The sequence below is a fragment of the Marinobacter sp. CP1 genome, assembly GCF_001266795.1.
Taxonomy (GTDB): Bacteria; Pseudomonadota; Gammaproteobacteria; order Pseudomonadales; family Oleiphilaceae; genus Marinobacter; species Marinobacter flavimaris.
Genome location: NZ_CP011929.1, coordinates 2558482 through 2577969, shown reverse-complemented (window position 1 = coordinate 2577969; position 19488 = coordinate 2558482). Strand labels below are relative to the sequence as shown.

Annotated in this window: 15 protein-coding genes; 7 read left to right on the top strand and 8 right to left on the bottom strand. The window is 51.9% G+C overall.

Annotation, left to right across the window (positions count from 1 at the left end):
- Positions 1-28: 28 nt before the first annotated feature.
- From ACP86_RS23250 to ACP86_RS11880, 3 genes are all read left to right on the top strand, one after another.
- Complete coding sequence (locus ACP86_RS23250; RefSeq protein WP_227507706.1) at positions 29-682, top strand: hypothetical protein; 654 nt, start codon at positions 29-31, stop codon at positions 680-682.
- Positions 679-1047: a hypothetical protein gene (locus tag ACP86_RS23245; protein ID WP_227507705.1), complete on the top strand. Its 369-nt coding sequence runs from the start codon at positions 679-681 to the stop codon at positions 1045-1047. Before ACP86_RS23250 ends, ACP86_RS23245 begins: the two co-directional genes overlap by 4 nt.
- A 119-nt stretch (positions 1048-1166) precedes the next feature.
- On the top strand, positions 1167-1802 hold the full coding sequence (locus tag ACP86_RS11880) for an IclR family transcriptional regulator (RefSeq protein ID WP_200905065.1): 636 nt from the start codon (positions 1167-1169) through the stop codon (positions 1800-1802).
- 171 nt (positions 1803-1973) lie between these two features.
- On the opposite strand, the gene ACP86_RS11875 is transcribed toward ACP86_RS11880, so the two are convergent.
- Positions 1974-2930, bottom strand: a complete 957-nt coding sequence (locus tag ACP86_RS11875; RefSeq protein ID WP_053114026.1) for an AraC family transcriptional regulator — start codon at positions 2928-2930, stop codon at positions 1974-1976.
- A gap of 199 nt (positions 2931-3129) precedes the next feature.
- Complete coding sequence (locus tag ACP86_RS11870) at positions 3130-4047, bottom strand: AEC family transporter (protein WP_053114024.1); 918 nt, start codon at positions 4045-4047, stop codon at positions 3130-3132.
- 285 nt (positions 4048-4332) lie between these two features.
- Between ACP86_RS11870 and ACP86_RS11860 the strand changes: the two genes are divergently transcribed.
- Positions 4333-5465 (top strand): IS3 family transposase gene (locus ACP86_RS11860; RefSeq protein WP_144422721.1). Its coding sequence is split into 2 segments (ribosomal slippage): positions 4333-4603 and positions 4603-5465, totalling 1134 coding nucleotides; the frame shifts between segments, so codons are not numbered across the junction.
- Between the two features lie 151 nt (positions 5466-5616).
- Here the strand turns inward: ACP86_RS11860 and ACP86_RS11855 are convergent.
- The 4 genes from ACP86_RS11855 to ACP86_RS11840 form a co-directional block, all read right to left on the bottom strand.
- Positions 5617-6396, bottom strand: coding sequence for a response regulator (locus tag ACP86_RS11855; RefSeq protein ID WP_053114017.1), 780 nt, complete (start codon positions 6394-6396; stop codon positions 5617-5619).
- Positions 6397-6616: 220 nt separating this feature from the next.
- Positions 6617-8131, bottom strand: coding sequence for an aldehyde dehydrogenase family protein (locus ACP86_RS11850; protein WP_094182512.1), 1515 nt, complete (start codon positions 8129-8131; stop codon positions 6617-6619).
- A 14-nt stretch (positions 8132-8145) separates the two neighbouring features.
- Complete coding sequence (locus ACP86_RS11845) at positions 8146-10257, bottom strand: PQQ-dependent dehydrogenase, methanol/ethanol family (protein ID WP_053114015.1); 2112 nt, start codon at positions 10255-10257, stop codon at positions 8146-8148.
- Positions 10258-10294: 37 nt separating this feature from the next.
- Positions 10295-11218: a transporter gene (locus tag ACP86_RS11840; protein ID WP_200905064.1), complete on the bottom strand. Its 924-nt coding sequence runs from the start codon at positions 11216-11218 to the stop codon at positions 10295-10297.
- A gap of 209 nt (positions 11219-11427) precedes the next feature.
- On the opposite strand from ACP86_RS11840, the gene ACP86_RS11835 reads away from it, so the two are divergent.
- Complete coding sequence (locus tag ACP86_RS11835) at positions 11428-13311, top strand: sigma-54-dependent Fis family transcriptional regulator (protein WP_053114013.1); 1884 nt, start codon at positions 11428-11430, stop codon at positions 13309-13311.
- Positions 13312-14094: 783 nt separating this feature from the next.
- Here ACP86_RS11835 and ACP86_RS11830 read toward each other — a convergent pair.
- Complete coding sequence (locus tag ACP86_RS11830) at positions 14095-16395, bottom strand: copper-transporting P-type ATPase (RefSeq protein ID WP_227507884.1); 2301 nt, start codon at positions 16393-16395, stop codon at positions 14095-14097.
- A 374-nt stretch (positions 16396-16769) separates the two neighbouring features.
- Between ACP86_RS11830 and ACP86_RS11825 the strand changes: the two genes are divergently transcribed.
- Together ACP86_RS11825 and ACP86_RS11820 are read left to right on the top strand one after the other, a co-directional pair.
- A complete protein-coding gene (locus tag ACP86_RS11825; RefSeq protein WP_053114010.1) occupies positions 16770-17810 on the top strand; it encodes a type II glyceraldehyde-3-phosphate dehydrogenase in 1041 nt (346 codons plus the stop codon).
- Positions 17811-17812: 2 nt separating this feature from the next.
- Complete coding sequence (locus ACP86_RS11820; RefSeq protein WP_053114008.1) at positions 17813-18928, top strand: phospholipase D-like domain-containing protein; 1116 nt, start codon at positions 17813-17815, stop codon at positions 18926-18928.
- A gap of 111 nt (positions 18929-19039) precedes the next feature.
- On the opposite strand, the gene ACP86_RS11815 is transcribed toward ACP86_RS11820, so the two are convergent.
- On the bottom strand, positions 19040-19426 hold the full coding sequence (locus ACP86_RS11815) for a DUF302 domain-containing protein (protein ID WP_053114006.1): 387 nt from the start codon (positions 19424-19426) through the stop codon (positions 19040-19042).
- Between the last annotated feature and the right edge of the window lie 62 nt (positions 19427-19488).

Genomic DNA, 19488 nt, shown 5'->3' with positions numbered 1-19488 from the left:
CAAGTGCCAAACAACAAGGAGAAGGCAAATGAACTATCGTAACTCACTGCTAGCGCTGGCGATCGCTTCCGGTCTCAGCGCAACACCTTCCGCTCATGCTCTCGAACTCGGCGAGTTCAACGACACCAAATTCAGCATCGGTGGTTATTTCAAAGCCGAAGCCATCTATGAAAAGGTCGATGATGGGGACTCGCGTATCTTCGGTCGCTCAAACCAGTCTCGCGTGAACCTAAAGACGGTGACCCAGAAGGAAGGCCATACCATTGTCGGTTTTGTGGAAGGCGACTTTTACGGAGGGACCTATCCTGGGGAGAACAACGACCTGCGTCTTCGCCACGCGTTCATCAAGGTTGACCAGACCACCGTAGGTCAAACATGGACCGGCCAATTCTGGGCCGTTGCATACCACGACTACCTGGATTTTCTCGGTGGGCCACGGGGCACCTTGGGCGGGTTGAACTTCCGCACCAACCTGATTAGCCATGAGGTGGCCGGCTTCCGTTTTACCGCACAGGATCCAGTAAACAACGACGCAGACACCCCCGATCTGGCCGTCAACTACCTTGACAGAGGGGGAACCTTAACTTCGACGGCGGTCACCGTGTTATCCTCACCGCATCCGGCCGCGAAGTTGAAAACGGCGACTTCGTGGGTGGCGGTGCCATTGGATCAAAGTTCATGATCGGGCCGCACAGCATTAACTTAAACGCCCACTACGGCGAAGGACTTGGAGCGTTCACCGGTGTAGGCGTGAACAACAGCCTGTCATCCCCCGATGTAGAAAACGGCGATGCTGTAAGCCAGGCAGGCGTCGACGTCGGATTCCGCTACGTCATAAACAGCGATTGGCGAGCCAATGTAGCCTACACAGCCGTTGAAGTGGACGATAACGCCGACACCAACTACGAGGCCCACCGCGTCAACTTGATCCACAACATTACGCGGGATCTGGAAGCCGGGATAGAGTGGCGCAAATACAACCTCGCCTTCGGCCCACTTCTACCGGAAGGCCAGCAGGTTGAGGTAATGGCCAAATACAAGTTCTGATCCAGACCTTCAGAATTGGTACTTTGAAAGAAACCGGAAAGACGGGCGTCCGCGTTCCCCAGGGCGCCTGTTTTCCACTGGTACACGGCAGAACCAGTCATTCGAAAACGGTAACGTCCATGGCAGAAGAGACCACAAAGCGACAAGGAATCGGTTCGCTGGAAATTGGATTACATATACTCAACTACATATCCGTAGCATCCAGACCCCCGACCCTGAAGGAACTTTCGGGCGCTCTGGACCTTTCACCTAGCCGCGCTCACAAGTACCTCGTCAGTTTGCTGAGAGAGGGGTATATCAATCAGGTGAATCAGACCCAGTATACTCTCGGCAACTCCAGCCTGACTCTGGGCATTTCTGCGCTCCGGCGCATTAACCCCATTCAATTGAGTTATGCGGCTGTTGATCGGCTTAATGAAGAAACAGACAAAACGGTTTCCGTGACTGTATGGAATGGTAACGGTCCATTGATCATCAAGTGGTTGGATTCAAGCCAGCCAATCTCGGTCAACGTGAGGTTGGGCGCGGAGTTATCGCCACTGAACTCTGCGTCGGGAAGGATTTACCTGGCCCACTTACCAGACAAACGACGCAAGGAGTTGATAGACCAGCACTACGAGAACTCCAAGTCACTCCCAAAACATCGGGGCAAGCCCGTCACCCGAGACGAACTGCAACTTCATCTGGACACCATCAAACGGGATAACTACTGCGCGTTTTTTCAGCGATTACCTTCCCGAAATCAATGTGCTTAGCTGTCCCGTGTTCGATATCAACGGCAGCATTGTCACCGTCATCACACTGTTGGGTCTTGATAGGGACACAGATATTAGCGAAGGCTCATTTCTGTTCGAAAAGGTCTTGGAATGCAGTAAACGGGTCACTCGCCAGATTTGCGGGCAACAACGAGAAGGCAATGGCCGGGCTTAACCGGCCATTCGCAGGGTTTCAGAGGGCAATTCGCCGAAGGATTTTCGATAATCCGACGAAAACCGGCCCAAGTGGCTAAAGCCATAGTCCAGCGCGATCTCGGTAACATTGCGGCATTTTCCTTGTGTGAGATCTTCCCGCAACTTCTGCAATTTCAACTGTTTAATGTAACACTTCGGAGTCGTTGCGAAGGCTTTTGAAAAGGCATTGTAGATGGATCGAACACTCATATTAGAGACGCTGGAGAGTTCTTCGATATCAATATTGCGATGCACGTTCTGTTCTATGTGCCTCAGCATCTTGCCCAGCATGGGCGTATGAGCAGTTTCGCCCTCTTCAATTGACCAGTTACTCGGAAAAGCTTTCAGCAGCTTCTTGAGTATGATGTCCCGGTAAGGCGCTCCAACTGCGCTTATTTCCTCATCCTCAGCATCATCAAGCTCCGAAAAAACGGCTTCAATAATTTTGATGAGTGCCGGACATAATTTGAGATCGACGGGAATCCGATCAAAACGAATACCATTTTCTGGCAACCGCCGAAGAGACACCTCCCGGGCGTTGATCAATGCTAACTCAGGAACTTTGATGATTAACTTTTCGCAATCTTCTGAATATTCGAGATCAATTTTCTCATAGGGGTTCACCATAAGGCCCTGGCCACTGCGAACTTTCATTCGTTCGCCAGCCTGGTGCCAGACACACTCCCCTTTGGTGACGATTTGCAGGTGGTAAATGGATTCTAGTTCAGGACTTTTTACCCGGACGCAATTTCCGTAGCTAATTTGAGACAAACCAAATCCGGCAAACTCCCTGAAACTTAGACGTGACTTTTGTTCCTGCCCCCCTACCATTTCGAGTCTATGATGTCCGATATGCTTATTGACGAAGGATGACACTTCTTCCGGGTGTGCCCCATGGAGGATTGTTTCGCCTGCAAGTTGTTGACTAAACATCAGCTGCCTCATTTACTTATTATTAATTTGTTCACTTTAAAGAAAACAGCATGATCAATCAACAACCAATCAAATGCCCTTCTCTCATTGGCAAGCCCCCGATAAAGCAAACGCCTGATGGCGTTGCGCCGAACGCAAATCTGCAGGTGCTGGCAATGAACTGAGAGCGGATACTGCGAGGAATTAAAAATCGAAGCGGTCAGAATGCTAGAGAAATCATGATCGGTATAAAAGCAAGGGCGAAAATTGTAGTCAGTAGAACCGTTCCAGCTGCTTGGCTCGGTGACACATCCATCAAGGTGGCGATAACAACAGCATTCGCGGGTATTGGCGTGATTGAGATCAGGAAAATCGCTTTGTGGGCAGCTGAGTCGTATATATCCAGGAATGTTGCATCCAGCCACCAGAAGGCAATCGCAACCAAGGGCCAGATCATGAACTTTCCAAAAAAGGCCATTGCCGTAAAACGAATGTTGCCTGCCAATCCACGGAAACTGATGATGCTCATACCGATAATCATCATGCCCAGAACACTGTGAGCTCCTCTGAAATTATCGAAAAGCGGAACGAAAATTTCTGGAATGTCGACCCCAGAAAGATTCATTGCCATAGCGGCAATAAAAGCATACACGGCTGGGAGCCTCAGAACCCGGAAAAGGGCGTCTTTAATTCCGAACTGACCTCGTGCGGCGAGATAAAAACCCACCGAGTTTTCGAAAAGCGTTGTTCCGAGCATGCACATGATGTAAAGCCCCAGCCCTTCTTGTCCAAAAAGTAGTAGCGCTACCGGCACTCCAAAGTATCCGTTGTTTCCTGAACCGACACACAAAGGGATGATGTTGGCACTGCCATCATTGAGAAACTTACTTGCTACTTTCATCTGGACAATACCTAGTACAGATGCAATCGCAAAAATGAGAAAGGGCAACAGGATAACTTCTGTTGAAAGCGGCGCGGCCATCACACCGGAAAAAACGACCGATGGAGTCACGATGTAAAGCATGATGCCCGCTATGTTTCGGCTGTTGGCCTCCAGATAGCGGCCCGCGATCCAGCCTAGAGCAACCGTTACGTAGAGCGGAATTAGCTTAAGAAAGAGAGCAAATCCAGCCGTCATAGGCATTCCGGGTCACGCGAATATTTACCGCCAGGCAAGTCGCGAAGTTTATAGTGCAAGAGAAAGCTGAGGAGCTTTAAAAAGGCTAGGGATCTTTGAGGAGTTAATCTATCCGCTCAGTGCAGACACTTATCCAGGTGCTGAAACTGCACCATAAGCAATCACGACAAAAACAGGGCCGAACATAGAAAACTCGGCGGGCCTTCTTTTGAGGAGGTGAAGTGGACCCCGAAATTTGGACAGGTGCCTAAGCTCTGATTCATCATCTCCACAAGGAGGAGAATCATGAGCAAGAAACGCAAGCAATACAGCGCATCATTCAAATCCAAAGTCGCCCTGGCCGCCCTCAAGGGTGACCAGACCACATCTGAAATTGCTGCCCGGTTTCAGATCCATCCGACCATGGTCAGCACCTGGAAACGCGAGCTGCTGGAGAATGCCCCGGACCTCTTCGAAGGCAAAAAAAGGTCCGGCAATCAGTCCAACGAGCCCAGTTCTGACGAGCTTTACCGCGAGATCGGTCGACTGACGGTGGAACGCGATTTTTTGTCGCGCAAGCTCGATCAGTAAGCCGTCAACGCCGGTTGGCGATGATCGAGCATGGCCATCCCCAAGTCAGCATTGTGCGCCAGTGCGAGCTGCTCAAACTGAGCCGCTCGTCGGTGTACTACGTCCCTCGTGAACAGTGTCAGGAGGATCTGGATCTGATGTACCTGATTGACCAGCAGCATTTGGAAACGCCGTACTATGGCTCTCGTAAGATGCGTGTCCACCTGGAACGTAAAGGCCACCGGATAAACCGCAAGCGGGTTCAGCGCCTGATGCGCACCATGGGCATTCAGGCGGTGTATCCACGCCCCAGAACCAGCATTCCGGGCGACGGGCACAAGGTGTATCCGTACCTGCTCAAAGGGCTGAAAATCGACCGCGCCAACCAGGTGTGGGCAACAGATATCAGCTATATTCCGCTGGCTCGGGGCTTCATGTACCTGGTCGCCATCATCGACTGGTACAGCCGCAAAGTGTTGTCCTGGCGGGTCTCCAATACCATGGACACAGACTTCTGTATTGATGCCCTGGAGGAGGCCTTACAGCGCCATGGAACGCCGGAGATCTTCAACACCGATCAGGGTGTCCAGTTCACCAGTGAGGCCTTCACAAGCGCTCTCAAAGAGCATGGCATCCGGATCAGCATGGACGGCAAGGGCTGCTACCATGACAACATCTTCGTGGAACGGCTCTGGCGCAGCGTCAAACACGAGTGCGTCTACCTCACAGCCTTCGAGGATGGACACCACTTAAAGCAGGCGCTCCACCGGTACTTCCGGCATTACAATCAGACCCGGTACCATCAGACCCTTGATTACCAAACACCGGATGAGGTGTACTACCAACAACCCATGACCCTGGCAGCTTGAACCGGGAATAAAACTGGATCAGAGCTTAACCGCACCTTCAAGCTGTCCAACTGATGGGGTCCACCTCAAGGTTCCAGCATTACCTTGCTATCGAGGCGTTTCCAGCGAATCAACTGGTCGTGGGTCCTGACGAAACTAACGCTATTGACAATCACTCTTTGCGCATTTGAGAAACTATCTCCAAACAACTCGCTGCAATGATCGCCTGCCCTCGGTTCTGAACATTAAGCTTACGGAGGACAGCCGAAACATGAGCTTTAACTGTCGTTTCGGCCAGGTGTAATTTATAGGCAATCTGTTTGTTGGACTCACCAAACGTCATTCTCTCTAAAACGATCAGCTGTCGCTTCGTCAGGGGCTGAAACTGGCCCGGATCAATCGCTGATTCCGAGCCCAGGCGACCAGCTCCACTACCTATCCCGCTTTCGAATACGCCAGACCCAGCACAAATACAAATCTTGCCACCCAAAACCTGTCGAATAGCGTCGACAATTTCATTTCGTGACGCGGATTTCGCTATGAACCCCATGGCCCCGCGACTGATCGCCTGTGAAGCAACATACCTATTTACTCTAGCTGACATAACTATGATGGGTAGCGAAGGTGCTATCTCATTTAAGCTATCCAGACCTCCGAGCCCATGCATTTCCGGCATGTCAAGATCGAGGAAAAAAAGACCAAGGCTGTCATGCGCACTCATTATTTCAATGGCATCTTTCAAGCTAGATGCCTCGAAAATATGTTCGCAATCATGAATTTTAAAAATAATGTCTCGTAGGGCCTCACGAAATAGCGGCTGATGATCAGCGATCATAGCCTTGGGTAATCGCGCCACTTCGATTTCTGATCGCCCAACGTCACGAACTGCGAGCGTCTGCTGCGTAGCCTGGCATTTCTCCAATCGTCTAAGGTTTTCGGCTTCTTTTAGCATCAGTTATTCCTCGCCAAACTGTACATAGGCTGTCCCGTGTTCCGCTCATCGTCATGGCACGATTGGACTAACTAACCTCAGCTGCATCCCCAAAAAGCCAGATGGATCTTCGAAGATACTCATGCCCCTTCTATGAGGAAAGGGATATCTACTTTAATAAAGTTGAGAGGCTATGGGGGGCTAAACCCCGGCGTAAAAGATCCGGGGTTTAGCACAGGCTCTAAAGGGCCATGACAACAGCCTTGGTTTCAAGGTACGAGTCAAGTGACTGCTTACCCATATCACGCCCAACCCCGGAGAGTTTATAGCCTCCGAATGGCATGTTTGCGTCAAGCATATTGTGCCCATTCACCCAAACAGTGCCTGCTTTCAACTTCGGGATTAAGGTTTGCACTTGCGATAGGTCATTTGACCAGATGCTTGCCGCCAGGCCATATCGACTGTCATTGGCGCGGTCCACGGCGTCGTCAACATTGTCAAACGGAATAGCTACCAGCACTGGGCCAAAAATCTCTTCTTTGGCGATGACAATAGAGTCATCTTCGCTGACAAAGATGGTAGGCTTCACGTAATACCCTTTACGGTCAGCCCTTTCGCCTCCGGTGACCAATCGCGCCCCCTCCTGCCGGCCCTTCTCGATATAGCTGCAAACCCTGTCTAGCTGTATTTGGGATACAAGAGGTCCCATTTGTGCATCTGGGTCTAAACCTGATCCCAGGGGAATGGCTTCAGCTAACTCCGCAAGTCTGTCAACGACCGTATCAAAGATACTTCGGTGGATATAAACCCGTGAGCCGGCGCTACATGTTTGCCCCTGATTGAAAAAGATGGCTGCTGCTGTGCCTTGCGCGGCTTTTTCCGGATCGCAATCCGCAAGCACAATCATTGGCGATTTTCCGCCGAGCTCCAGAGTTACCCGGGCCATGTTATCCATAGCAGCACGGCCTATAATTTGACCAACTTCTGTTGACCCAGTGAAGCTAATCTTATTCACATCAGGATGACTTACTAAGGCCGAACCAGTGGTCTGACCATCGCCAGTAACGATATTTACGACCCCGTCAGGAAAGCCTGCTTCTCCAATCAATTCACCCAAGTAAAGTGCTGAGAGAGATGTTTGCTCTGCAGGCTTTAGAACGATCGTGCAGCCTGCTGCGAGTGCTGGAGCTAACTTCCAGCAGGCCATCAGAAATGGAAAGTTCCACGGTATAATTGCAGCAACAACGCCTACTGGTTCACGACGAGTGTATGCGGAAAATTCAGCTTCGGGAGGTAGGAAGGGCATGGACACGTCAAGCGTAGATCCTTCAATTTTTGTTGCCCATCCGGCCATATAGCGGAAAAATTCAAGCCCCAAGCCTACGTCAACAGCCTGAGCCACAGCAGCAGACTTGCCATTGTCGATAGCCTCTAACTCCGCAATAGTTCGGGCATCTCTTTCAATCAGATCAGCAAGTTTCAAGAGCATATTTTGGCGGGCCGAGGGCCTCATCCGCCCCCAATCATCCTGGCTCAGTGCATTCTTTGCACAGCTCACTGCTTTGTGCACATCATCCGAATGGGCTGATGGAATGCTTCCGATAATCGTTTCTTCGGCCGGGTTTTCTACCTGAATGCGTTTGTCATCCAGAGCATCAACCCAATCTCCGCCAATCAGCATACGATGAGTTTGACGAGCCAGGAACGCTTGCGTTTTAGAGTCTAAATTAGACGTTCGTTGTGTCATGTCATTCATTGTTTTTCCTCAATTCACTGTGTCTTGGGGCGAATAGCGTCAGCAGTTCCCTGGATGAATGCCTTTATTTTCTCGACATCCATTTCGCTCAGTTTTCCGGTGAAATGAGGCATTCCACTAGATAGCAGGGGGCCCTCAAACACCATAACATCCAGGTTTTCAATGACTGACTTTTGGGAATAACCTAAATTTGGAATATTGCCGCCCTTGTCTACACCGGGCACACCATGACAAAACACGCAATTACTGACGTAAAGAGCAGTGCCTTCTTCGACGAATTCCGGATTGTACTCAACACCCGATATAAGAGAGTTCAGCTGGTATTTGGTGAACTCAGGCATCTCGGCATCTCCGTTCAGGGCAAATGTATAAACGGTGCCGGCGGTTTTCAGATCAGAAGCTCTCTGAGATTTCCCGTAAACTCCTCCCCAGCCCGCTGCAATGGACACGTATTGAGTGCCATCGACTTCGTAAGTGACCGGTGCGGCGATAACGCCGGTACCCATTGGGGATTCCCAGAGAGGCTGGCCTGTTTGTGCGTTGAATGCCATAAATCGGGCATCTGCAGTTCCTTGAAACACCAGATCGCCAGCCGTTGAGAGAGTGCCGCCGTTCCATGGAGAGACATGCTCATAGCGCCAAGCTTCCTTCTGAGTAACGGGATTCCAGGCAGTTAGACGTCCAAACGGTTTGCTTGAGGGTGGCGCTGCGTTGAGCCTAAATGCTGTATTCCAACCAACGCCACTCATTGGTTGTCCGGGCTCATTGCTGTCCACGCCCTCCCAGGTCGGGTCTTCGACCATCGTGATGGGAATGTGCTGAGACGGGAAATAAGCTAGCCCTGTTTGAGGGTTAAAAGACATTGAGTGCCAATTATGCCCGCCGAAGGGTCCTGGAATGATGTCGAAAGGCTCATCCATGTTTCGCGCGGCAGCAACTTCAATGGGGCGACCATCGCTGTCGTATCCTTCGGCCCAGTTGACGTCGACGTAATTTTCGGCGGAGATGAACTCTCCATCGGTCCGGTCGAGAACAAAAAAGAAGCCGTTTTTAGGAGCTTGCATGATAACTTTTCGCATCTCACCATCAATCATGAGATCGGTAAGAATCATGTCCTGTGTAGAGGTATAGTCCCAGTTATCACCAGGTGTAGCCTGGTAATGCCACACATACTCACCAGTATCCGGGTTGAGTGCTACGATAGAAGCCAAGTAAAGGTTGTCGCCCCCCTCTGGGCTACGCTTTTTATGGGACCACGGAGATCCGTTGCCTGTACCGATGTACAAGAGATTGAGGTCCGGATCAAAAACGATAGAGTCCCACACTGTACCACCGCCACCAGTTTCCCAGTATTTCCCGCTCGGGTCCCAGGTTTTGGCGGCTCTCTCCATAGCTTCGTTTTCAAACGGCTCGTTTGGGTCTCCTGGTACGGTATACCAGCGCCATTTTTGTTGACCGGTTTTGGCGTCGTACGCAGTAATGTAACCCCTAACCCCAAGATCGGCGCCACCATTTCCTATGATGACGTTGCCGTTAACTACTCTAGGTGCCCCGGTTATCGTGTAACTCATGTCATTATCGGGCAGAGTATTTTTTTCCCAGACCTTTTTGCCATTTTTTGCATTAATAGCAATCAGTCGGCCATCGTAAGATGCAACGTAGACGTTGCCCTCATGAAGCGCTACTCCACGATTCACAACGTCACAACACCCCCAAGCACCGGCTTCACCTGGCACTTCTGGATCGTAAGTCCAAAGTTTCTCGCCGGTTTTTGCATTGAGTGCGTGTACAACGCTCCAAGAGGCAGTGACGTACATCACGCCATCAACAACGATAGGCGTAGCCTCGACACCACGGATGGACGCCAAGTTATAGGACCAAGCAAGCCCAAGGTTTTCGACGTTATCAGATGAAATTTTTGAAAGAGGACTAAAGCGGGTTTCTGCGTGATCGAAACCATGGGTGGGCCAGTCTTTACCTGTTTTGGCATTTTCAATGATATAGTTTTCGTTAACCTGATCAGCGGCGCTAACATTACTAGCTCCGAGTACTAAACAAGAAACCAATGATGTAGATAATGCTTTCTTCACGAGCCAGGTTTTAGGGTACTTATTTATCAGCGTCATTTTAAAGTCCTTTCATTTTTATTACTGTTTTCTGATTTTAAAAAGCTTTTAAAACACGAAAGTTGAGTCGATGCTGCTCCTTAAATCCGTTTTCTACCGATAAATCTCTTCCATAATTCGCGATCAGCTGCAGCCCCGGATTGGCGAACCATGCCGTCCCTATCGTCATTTTTGTGGTTGCTAACTCATTGTCTTGATTGACATCGTTTATCTGAGTTTCTCCTCCAAATGTATGTGAAATGCCTGTGCGAAGATCCCATTGTGGGTTTATGTTATACCGAAGAAAGCCTTGGAACTGATATAAGGGGTCTTGTTCTAGTGTGGCTTTGGAAGCGCCGAGCTCATCATTTTTTCCATATAAAGTCACGTCGCCGATCAAGTCTAACGTGATTTTGGATGTAAGACCGGTTATGTAGCCGGCCTGTAATGCATATTTCCATCGGTTTTCGCCAAGATTCAATGGATCATTTCGATCGTAACTTCCTACCGGAACATAAAGGAAAGGAGTAATACCGAAATAGGTATTACTTTCAGGCTCGTTAACAAGCCACACCGTGGCTGCAAGTATGAGGTCGCCGATACCACTGGTATCTCCCAGCGCGGATGTATCGTCCTTTCCCTCAACTTTGCCAAATGGAAGGAGGAATTGAGGATCGACTGTGTACCCGCCAATCTCGGTGAAATGAATGCCACGAAGAATTCCAATTTGTGAGTCTAGTCCAGCATCAATCGGCGCTTTGTCACCGTCTGCATACAACTCGTCGGCAGTGGCATATTGGTAGTAAAGCAGTCCGAGGTTAGTGCCCGCGGGCAGTGCGGTGTAGTCTCCGGCATCTACGTCAATAGCCAGTGCAGAGCCTGAAGAAAGTAGCAATGCAGCTAAGGCAACTGGAGCAATACTCCTATTTCGCTGCCGAGAGGAGAGCAACATTTTTTGGTCGTAGCTTAATACAGATGACATAGTGCAGATTCCTTATTAGTTTTGTTGGTATCGCCTATGTGCATCAGCAGATTGCGTGCCAGGTTGTTTTTTTCAAAAAAATACCTACAAAACAATTAGATAAACTCAAGAAGAACGATAGTTTTTAAATTTTTGGAAAAAACTGGATCGTTTCAATACACTCAGTGTGTGCTGATGGACAATAACAATACGCAGTAATAGGTACGGTTATGCAAAGAAAGGACGTTGATCTGAACACTCAGGTTCAGCAAGCTCGTGCACTATTCGATGAAGGGCGGGACGTACCCTCGCAGTGGGTGCGGGATGCAGTTTTGCGTTCTTGGTCGCGTTCCAGGACTCAAGGCGTTTCCCCCAGTAATCAGGTTTTACACGACGCCGCGCGCCGAAGTGAACTATCTCAAATCCGTGAACAACATCAGCGGCTCATGCGATATGCTGAGCCGGAAATGCAACGGTTGTTTAGGTCATTGGGTTCTGCCGGTTGGGTTTTGGCATGCGTGGAACGACAAGGTCATAGTATCAAGTATTTTGGTAATGATAGCCCTTACTATAAAGTGCTTGGTGCCGCCCTAAATGCCGGCATTGATCTTTCGGAAGGTGTAGCCGGAACTAACGCTCCCGGATGTGCATTAATCGAACGAAGGCCCTCAGTTGTCTGTGGTAGTGAGCATTTTTTGCATGCACTACGTGATCTTTCTTGCGTTGCTGTGCCCATTTTTGATCCAGCAGGCGCATTGGTTGGCGCCTTGAATGCTTCGAAACCCTACGATGGCCGTCCAGTCGGGATTCTTGAGTCGGTTGCGCTAACAAGCCGAGCCGTTGAAAACCGAATGGTTGGGGATTTGTGCGGCGCACTTGTCGTAGCGCTTCACTATCGCCCAGAACTTACCGATTCACCAATGCGTGGCCTGATACATTTCAGCGAGGATGGCGAGGTATTGGGAGCAAATCCCTCGGCCCGTCAAATGTTGGATCTTGACTCTCTGGAACAGAATCAGGACGGGGTTTGTTTCAAAGACTTGTTTTCCTGTCGAGCTGCAGAGATGGAGGGATTACAGAAGAGCCCTATTGAGGTTGATTGCCACAATGGATCAAAACTCTATCTAAGAGTCGAAAGTCGCCGTAGAAAGCCTGTTGCCGTTAACGTGTTGCCCCTAGAAAAGAAGTCGGAATCTGTTCCGTCATTTTATGTGGGGGCACCAACAAAGCCTCTTTTTGACAAGGCACATCGTGCATTTCAGTTCGGGGTTCCCGTTTTGATCAACGGAGAAACCGGTACGGGCAAGGAAGTCCTGGCGCGATCATTACACGCTAATGGACCCTCTTCAAAAGGCCCATTCGTCGCAGTGAATTGTTCCGCTATTCCGGCGGGATTGATTGAGTCAGAGTTGTTCGGCTATGCCGACGGGGCTTTCACTGGTGCTCGCCGCGGTGGTGCTAAGGGCAAGTTTGAGGAGGCGTGCGGGGGCACGCTTTTCCTTGATGAGATAGGCGATATGCCAGTGGAATTCCAAGCACGCTTGTTGCGAGTCATACAAGAACGCACGGTGACCCGGCTTGGAGAGGAGAAGCCTCGCTCGGTCTCTTTTTCCCTGGTCTGTGCGACCCATCGGGATCTTGATGAATTGATGAAAAATGGAGATTTTCGAAGTGATCTCTACTACCGGATCAATGGCCTGAAGGTATATCTGCCTGCTCTGCAGGAGCGTGGAGACATGGATGAAATGATCGACCATCTTCTGGCATCAATGTCACCTTCTGATTCGCCATTGTTACTAACATCGGAAGCCCGCAGCTTGTTAAAGCGTCATTCTTGGAAGGGAAATATCAGGGAGCTTCAGCAAGCATTGAATCTTGGGCGAGCACTCTGTAGCAAAGGTATTATCGATGTAGATCATCTACCCGAGGAAATCAGCGCCCAAATTGCCCCTGACGAGATGAGTGTTGCTGAAGGGGGTAAGCTAGCAGATGCCGAACGTGAGGTAGTGCAAGTAGTGCTAGAAAATCACAACAATAATGTTAGCGCTGCGGCGCGAGAATTAGGGATAACCCGAGCAACCCTCTACCGGAAAATAAAACAGTTCCGTCTTTGAACTGTTTCATGCAACGGGACGCAAGGTCTTTCCGCTGAATACCTAGCAAGCTACTGTATTAGCTCATCGTTCCGAGCACTTGATCTGATTGGAGATGCACAGTTTCTGAACTCAGGGATCTCATTTACCGAGAAATCGTGGAGCAAAGTGATAAGCCGCGCAGAAGCATTTCTCCGAGCGGATCGTGCTCAACAAGGTTTATCGAAACAAGATGACAAGGATGTTATTGTTTATTTAATTCAACGATCTAATCTTCCCCAGACCTTAAAAGATGTCCGGTTTCCGGACACCAAAATCCTGACAATTCTGCATTCCTCGAACTGACAACATCGGCTCGAAATATCCATTCAGAGTGCTTGGGGGGCACCGATCAAATGTCCTGTTTCCGGACATCAGTTACCTGACAGATGTGTGCCACACTTAGGTGTTAATTGGCTTAAAATGCTGATATATCGGGGTTTTGGAGGCTAGCGGTTTTTGCTTTAGGCATTTGATCTTTGGGATTTTTCACCGATTTAAACCGGTTGCTGCCTACCTTTGAGGGTGCCCTCCGGAGGCAAAGGTCATAGGTTCGAATCCTATCTTCCGAGTTCCTCGTCCGTGAAAACAACCTCATGATTGCAGCAGGCCTGCTGCAAAATATCGCACTCCCACTTCTCTGCCTCAAAGAACACAATTTTCATTAGCTTTCCCTGGCCAAACTCATTTTTACTCCGACCTCAGCACAGGTAGCCACAGGATGGGGCTACCTGTGCTGAGGTCATCGATATGGTCGTTTCGCGCCTAGACTTTCTCTCGACGCAAACGCAGGGAGTTCATCACCACTGACAACGAGGACGCACTCATTGCAAAAGCGGCAAAGATCGGTCCTATCAGAATGCCAAAAAATGGGTAGAGTACGCCCGCAGCTATTGGCACACCCGCGCCGTTATAGACCAGGGCAAAAAACAGATTCTGCTTGATATTCCGCATCGTCGCCTGGGACAGCCGCCTGGCGCGGACAATGCCGTCGAGGTTACCCTTAACCAGGGTAAAGCCCGCACTCTCAATGGCGACATCCGCGCCGGTTCCCATCGCAATACCGACATCGGCCTGGGCCAGGGCAGGCGCGTCATTGACCCCATCCCCTGCCATCGCCACCTTGCGTCCCTGGCTCTGAAGCTCGCGAATGATACTGGCCTTATCTTCTGGCAGCACGTCGGCGCGAATCTCATCAATACCGAGTTTGCCCGCCACTGCCTTAGCTGTGCGCTCATTGTCACCCGTTGCCATGATGACGCGGAATCCCGCGGCATGTAGCGCCCTCAGCGCGGCAGGCGTTGTTTCCTTGACGGGGTCGGCAACGCTTACAAGGCCCGCAACGGCGCCCTCAAGCACCACAAACATAACCGTTTCACCCTCGTCGCGCCTGGCATTGGCAACCTCCATCAGATGGCCGCCGTCCAGCCCCAGTTCTTCCAGCAGCCTGGCATTGCCCAGTGCCACCGGCTTGCCATCAACAACCCCTTTAACCCCTTTGCCCGTGACCGCTTCAAAGTCGTCGGCCTTGCCGAGTGTCACGTTGCGCGCCTCGGCACCGGCAACAATGGCTTCGGCAAGCGGGTGCTCCGACCCCTTCTCCAGCGTGGCCGCCAGCCTCAGGACTTCGGTCTCGTCATGATTCGATTCCGGCAGCACGGCCACCAGCTTTGGCTTGCCTTCTGTCAGGGTGCCGGTTTTATCGACAATCAGGGTATCCACCTTGGCAAAACGCTCCAGCGCTTCGGCGTTCTTAATCAGCACACCTAACTGGGCACCGCGCCCCGTAGCCGTCATGATCGACATAGGCGTAGCCAACCCCAATGCGCAAGGGCAAGCGATGATAAGCACCGCAACCGCAGACACGAGCGCATACGACAAAGCTGGTACCGGCCCCCAGATGGCCCACGCCACAAAGGACAGGGCCGCCACGGCAATAACCGCTGGTACGAACTTGCCGGCCACCATATCGGCAAACTTCTGGATAGGCGCGCGGCTGCGCTGGGCATTGGCAACCATCTCGACGATTTGACTGAGCGTAGTATCCGCGCCAACCCGGGTCGCCTCCATAACAAGGCTTCCGGTACCGTTGATGGTGGCCCCGGTTACTTTGTCTCCCTCCACTTTCTCTACCGGAACCGGCTCCCCCGAAATCATAGATTCATCAACGGAAGACCGGCCTTCAACAACAACACCATCCACCGGCACCTTGTCACCAGGCCGCACCCGCAGGTGATCACCGACCTTCACATCCTCCAGAGCAACCTCTGTTTCGGTTCCATCGGGCCGGATCAGGCGCGCCGTTTTGGCGGCCATATCCAGCAACGCACGTATGGCTTTACCGGTGCCCTCACGGGCCCTCAGTTCCATCACCTGGCCCAGCAGGACCAGCGTGACGATAACGGCTGCCGCCTCAAAATAAACGCCGACGTTTCCTCCAGAATCCCGGAAGCCTTCCGGGAAGATCCCTGGCACAAGGACCGCTACGATGCTGAAGATATAGGCCGCCCCAACTCCCATGCCGATCAGGCTGAACATATTCAGGTTCATTGTCCGAAACGAGATGTAACCGCGAGCAAAGAAGGGCCAGCCGGACCATAGGATTACAGGAGTAGCAAGCACCAGTTCAATCCAGAGTGACAAACGCTCACCGAAGAAGTCGCGAACCGCCATGACACCGATATAGGGAGTCATGGTCAAAATCAGCAAGGGCACTGAAAATGCCAGGGCAACCCAGAGCCGATGAGAAAAGTCCACCAACTCCGGGTTGGGCCCCTCATCTTCCGCGGTGGCCGATTCCTGCTCCAGTCCCATACCGCACAGAGGACATGCCCCGGGCTTTGTCTGTCGGACTTGAGGGTGCATGGGACAAGTGTAAACCACCCCCGAATACCCGGGTGGTACACGGTCATATGTTCGATCGTCGCCTGACGGTTTTTCATGATCTCCAGAACAATGGTGAGAGTGATCTGAATGAGAACTCACTTTATTGTTTTCCAGAGGCACAAGGTGCATCCCGCATTTCGGGCAATTCCCAGGCTCATCAGATATGACCTCCGGATGCATCGGGCAGGTATACTGGCCCTCCGACTCCTTCCCAGCACTATCTTTGATAGCAGAACTATTTTCTTTGGCAGACATCTTCCGATCATCCTTTCGATGGTTTCATACCATTCGAGCCTCTCAAGGTTCGACCTGGTCATAAGCAATGTAGTTGCCCTCTACTGCACCCCATTCCACTACACCCGGCTGAACTGAACCTGAAAAGCACTTCTGCGCTTTGCATTTTTTTGATCACCATCAACTTTTCGGTAAAGCTATTGCCCTGAGGTACACGTCAAACCGGACTTTCAGCTGAAATTCAGTCTTTGTCTATAATCTGGTCACTTAAGCAACATAACAGTTCGCTCGCCCCTTTTCAGAAGCTGGAGATACAAAAGATGGTCGGTCAGAGAATTATTCGCGTCGCGGTCAACGGTTATGGCGTTATCGGCAAACGGGTAGCGCAAGCCGTTGCGGTACAAAAAGACATGGCTGTGGCTGGCGTAGCTGATGTCGCGCAGGACTGGCGAGTGAGGGCCGCGCTGAGTAGAGGGTATGCCCTGTACGGCGCGACTGAAGAGCACGCCGTTGCCATGGGCGCAGCCGGGCTTGATGTTTCCGGCACACTGGATGACTTACTTGAAGCCGCGGACATCGTGGTGGACTGTACACCGAAACACCTGGCCAGCAAGAACATCGAAACCTACCGGCGGCTCGGTATCAGGTTCATCGTTCATGGCGGCGAGAAACATCAAAGCACGGGCCATTCATTCGTTGCCGAGGCCAACTACGCCAGCGCTGTCGGCCGTGACTGCACGCGCGTCGTATCGTGCAACACGACGTCGATCATTCGTACCCTGTCAGCGCTCAAACGCCACGGCTTGCTGGACCGGGCACGGGGAACCCTTCTGCGCCGGGCCACCGATCCCTGGGAGAGCCACCAGGGCGGGATCATGAATACCGTCGTGCCAGAGCCGGAGATTCCCAGTCACCAGGGCCCGGATGCCCAAAGTGTCGACCCGGACCTGGATGTGGTAACCATGGCGGTCAAGGTTCCGGAGACACTGGCCCACCTGCACTACTGGTCCGTTCAACTGACACGTGAGGCGAGCAAGGACGAAGTGCTCGATGCGTTCCGCACCTCCTCCCGCATTGTTTTCCTCCGGAACAGCGACGGGCTAAGCGCGATCAACAGCGTCAAGGAGTTGATGGCCGACCTTGGCCGACCTCACGACAGCCTGTATGAAGTCGCGCTTTGGGAAGACATGCTCAAAGTGCAGGGCAATGAGCTGTTTTATGCCTATATGGTCGACAACCAGGCGATTGTTGTTCCGGAAACCATCGATGCCATACGCGCACTGACCGGGGCCGAACCCGATGCGGAAACGTCGATCAGAGACACCAACGACAGCCTGGGTATCGGCTCTTTGGGGTTATAGATATGGACGGCAACCCCGGCGACGTCGCCTGTGAACCCGAGGGCGGGGCCGTGAAGGGTGTGTTCAGGCTGTTCGGTGAGGGAGACGAACTCTATGCGGAGATGATTCGCTCGGTCCGTGCTGCCACCCAGCGTATCTTTCTTGCTTCGTATATCCTCGCGGCGGACGAGGTGGGGACTGAACTGCTCGATGAACTGATGAAGCAGTCCCGCCACGGCCTCGACGTGCGAATTCACGTTGATGCGCTGGGCTCAAGTGGCGTCCTTACGCGGCTGCACCGGCGCCAGCTCAGGGCCGCCGGCGTCCGTCTACAGCGCTTTCACCGCTGGAGCTGGCGGCAACCGATGCGTTACAACCGTCGCGACCATCGCAAGCTGCTGGTCATTGACGGCAAAACAGCGTACCTCGGCGGCTTCAACATTCATCGCGAAGGCTCGAGGCGCTATTACGGCCCAAAGCGTTGGCGCGACGTGCATGTGTGCTTCGAGGGGCCTCTGGCGGCGGAGGCTGACGCTCTGTTTGACGCCTTCTGGTGCGGTCACCCTGACTGGAGCCCACAGAGTCATACCATCGGTGACAGCCGGATCACTCCCAATACCACACGCGCCTGCCGCATCCAGCTGCGGTGCTCCATCAAAGACCAACTGGCTGGAGCATCCGACAAAATCTGGCTGGCGACGCCCTATTTCGTACCGGACCGGGGATTACGCAAACAACTTGCTCTCGCGGCCCGCCGTGGAGTCGATGTGCGGATCCTGACCACCGAAAAGACCGACTCGACCCCCGCACAATGGGCGGCCCGCGCCATTTACGGAGAACTGTTGGAACACGGCGTTCGCATATTCGAGTACACGCCCCGGCTAATGCATTCCAAAGTGCTGCTCGTTGACGATGTCTGGGGCAGCATAGGGACCGCGAACTTCGACTACAGAAGTTTGTTTATTAACTATGAACTGACGCTGATTTCCACAAACGAAGCCTTGAATGGCCAGTTAAGAAACGAGTTCGTAACTGACTTGCAGGATGCCAGTGAAATCACTGGCATCGCCTGGAAACACCGCGGCTTCATAAAAGCCGTGTATGACACGCTTGGCCTGTTGCTACGCAAGTGGCTTTGACGTGGGCCGACTTAGATCGGGGCTCAACTTGCCTGGTATGCCGAACCAGGGGCCCAGCCACCCGGTGCGGCAATGATTAAAGACACAGCGAGTGCTTTGGTGCGAGTCGAGTCATACCGCCTTGATAATCTCCGACAGCCTATCTCTCACCTCACCCGCAATATGCTTGAGTTGCCCATTTTCGATCGCTGTCATGGATAACACGGGATCAACCGCACTGACTTCAACGCCCTCCGGGGTCTCGCGCAGTATGACATTGCACGGCAACATAGCGCCTACCCGGGGTTCCACGCCAATCGCTTCCCAGGCCATGGCCGGATTGCAGGCACCGAGAATTCGGTAGGCGAGCATGTCCTTGTCCAGTTTCTTTTTCATGGTGGCCTTGACGTCTATCTCCGTCAAAACCCCGAATCCCTGATCGGCCAGGGCCTTACGGGTTCGCTCATCCACGGTCTCGAAATCCACATTCTGAATTACGCGATTCATTGTGTAAGACATATACATCTCCTTTTCTTTAGGTAAACCGAGTAAGGCCTACAGTAGCCAGCCCTTCGATATCA

What these genes read in the sequence shown, in the direction of transcription:
- ACP86_RS11820 (WP_053114008.1), top strand. Translation starts at nt 17,813, where the DNA reads ATGGACGGCAACCCCGGCGACGTCGCCTGTGAACCCGAGGGCGGGGCC.
- ACP86_RS11855 (WP_053114017.1), bottom strand. Translation starts at nt 6,396, where the DNA reads ATGCTAAAAGAAGCCGAAAACCTTAGACGATTGGAGAAATGCCAGGCT.
- ACP86_RS11870 (WP_053114024.1), bottom strand. Translation starts at nt 4,047, where the DNA reads ATGACGGCTGGATTTGCTCTCTTTCTTAAGCTAATTCCGCTCTACGTA.
- ACP86_RS11845 (WP_053114015.1), bottom strand. Translation starts at nt 10,257, where the DNA reads ATGACGCTGATAAATAAGTACCCTAAAACCTGGCTCGTGAAGAAAGCA.
- ACP86_RS11875 (WP_053114026.1), bottom strand. Translation starts at nt 2,930, where the DNA reads ATGTTTAGTCAACAACTTGCAGGCGAAACAATCCTCCATGGGGCACAC.
- ACP86_RS23250 (WP_227507706.1), top strand. Translation starts at nt 29, where the DNA reads ATGAACTATCGTAACTCACTGCTAGCGCTGGCGATCGCTTCCGGTCTC.
- ACP86_RS11850 (WP_094182512.1), bottom strand. Translation starts at nt 8,131, where the DNA reads ATGAATGACATGACACAACGAACGTCTAATTTAGACTCTAAAACGCAA.
- ACP86_RS11880 (WP_200905065.1), top strand. Translation starts at nt 1,167, where the DNA reads ATGGCAGAAGAGACCACAAAGCGACAAGGAATCGGTTCGCTGGAAATT.
- ACP86_RS23245 (WP_227507705.1), top strand. Translation starts at nt 679, where the DNA reads ATGATCGGGCCGCACAGCATTAACTTAAACGCCCACTACGGCGAAGGA.
- ACP86_RS11815 (WP_053114006.1), bottom strand. Translation starts at nt 19,426, where the DNA reads ATGTCTTACACAATGAATCGCGTAATTCAGAATGTGGATTTCGAGACC.
- ACP86_RS11830 (WP_227507884.1), bottom strand. Translation starts at nt 16,395, where the DNA reads ATGCATCCGGAGGTCATATCTGATGAGCCTGGGAATTGCCCGAAATGC.
- ACP86_RS11835 (WP_053114013.1), top strand. Translation starts at nt 11,428, where the DNA reads ATGCAAAGAAAGGACGTTGATCTGAACACTCAGGTTCAGCAAGCTCGT.
- ACP86_RS11840 (WP_200905064.1), bottom strand. Translation starts at nt 11,218, where the DNA reads ATGTCATCTGTATTAAGCTACGACCAAAAAATGTTGCTCTCCTCTCGG.
- ACP86_RS11825 (WP_053114010.1), top strand. Translation starts at nt 16,770, where the DNA reads ATGGTCGGTCAGAGAATTATTCGCGTCGCGGTCAACGGTTATGGCGTT.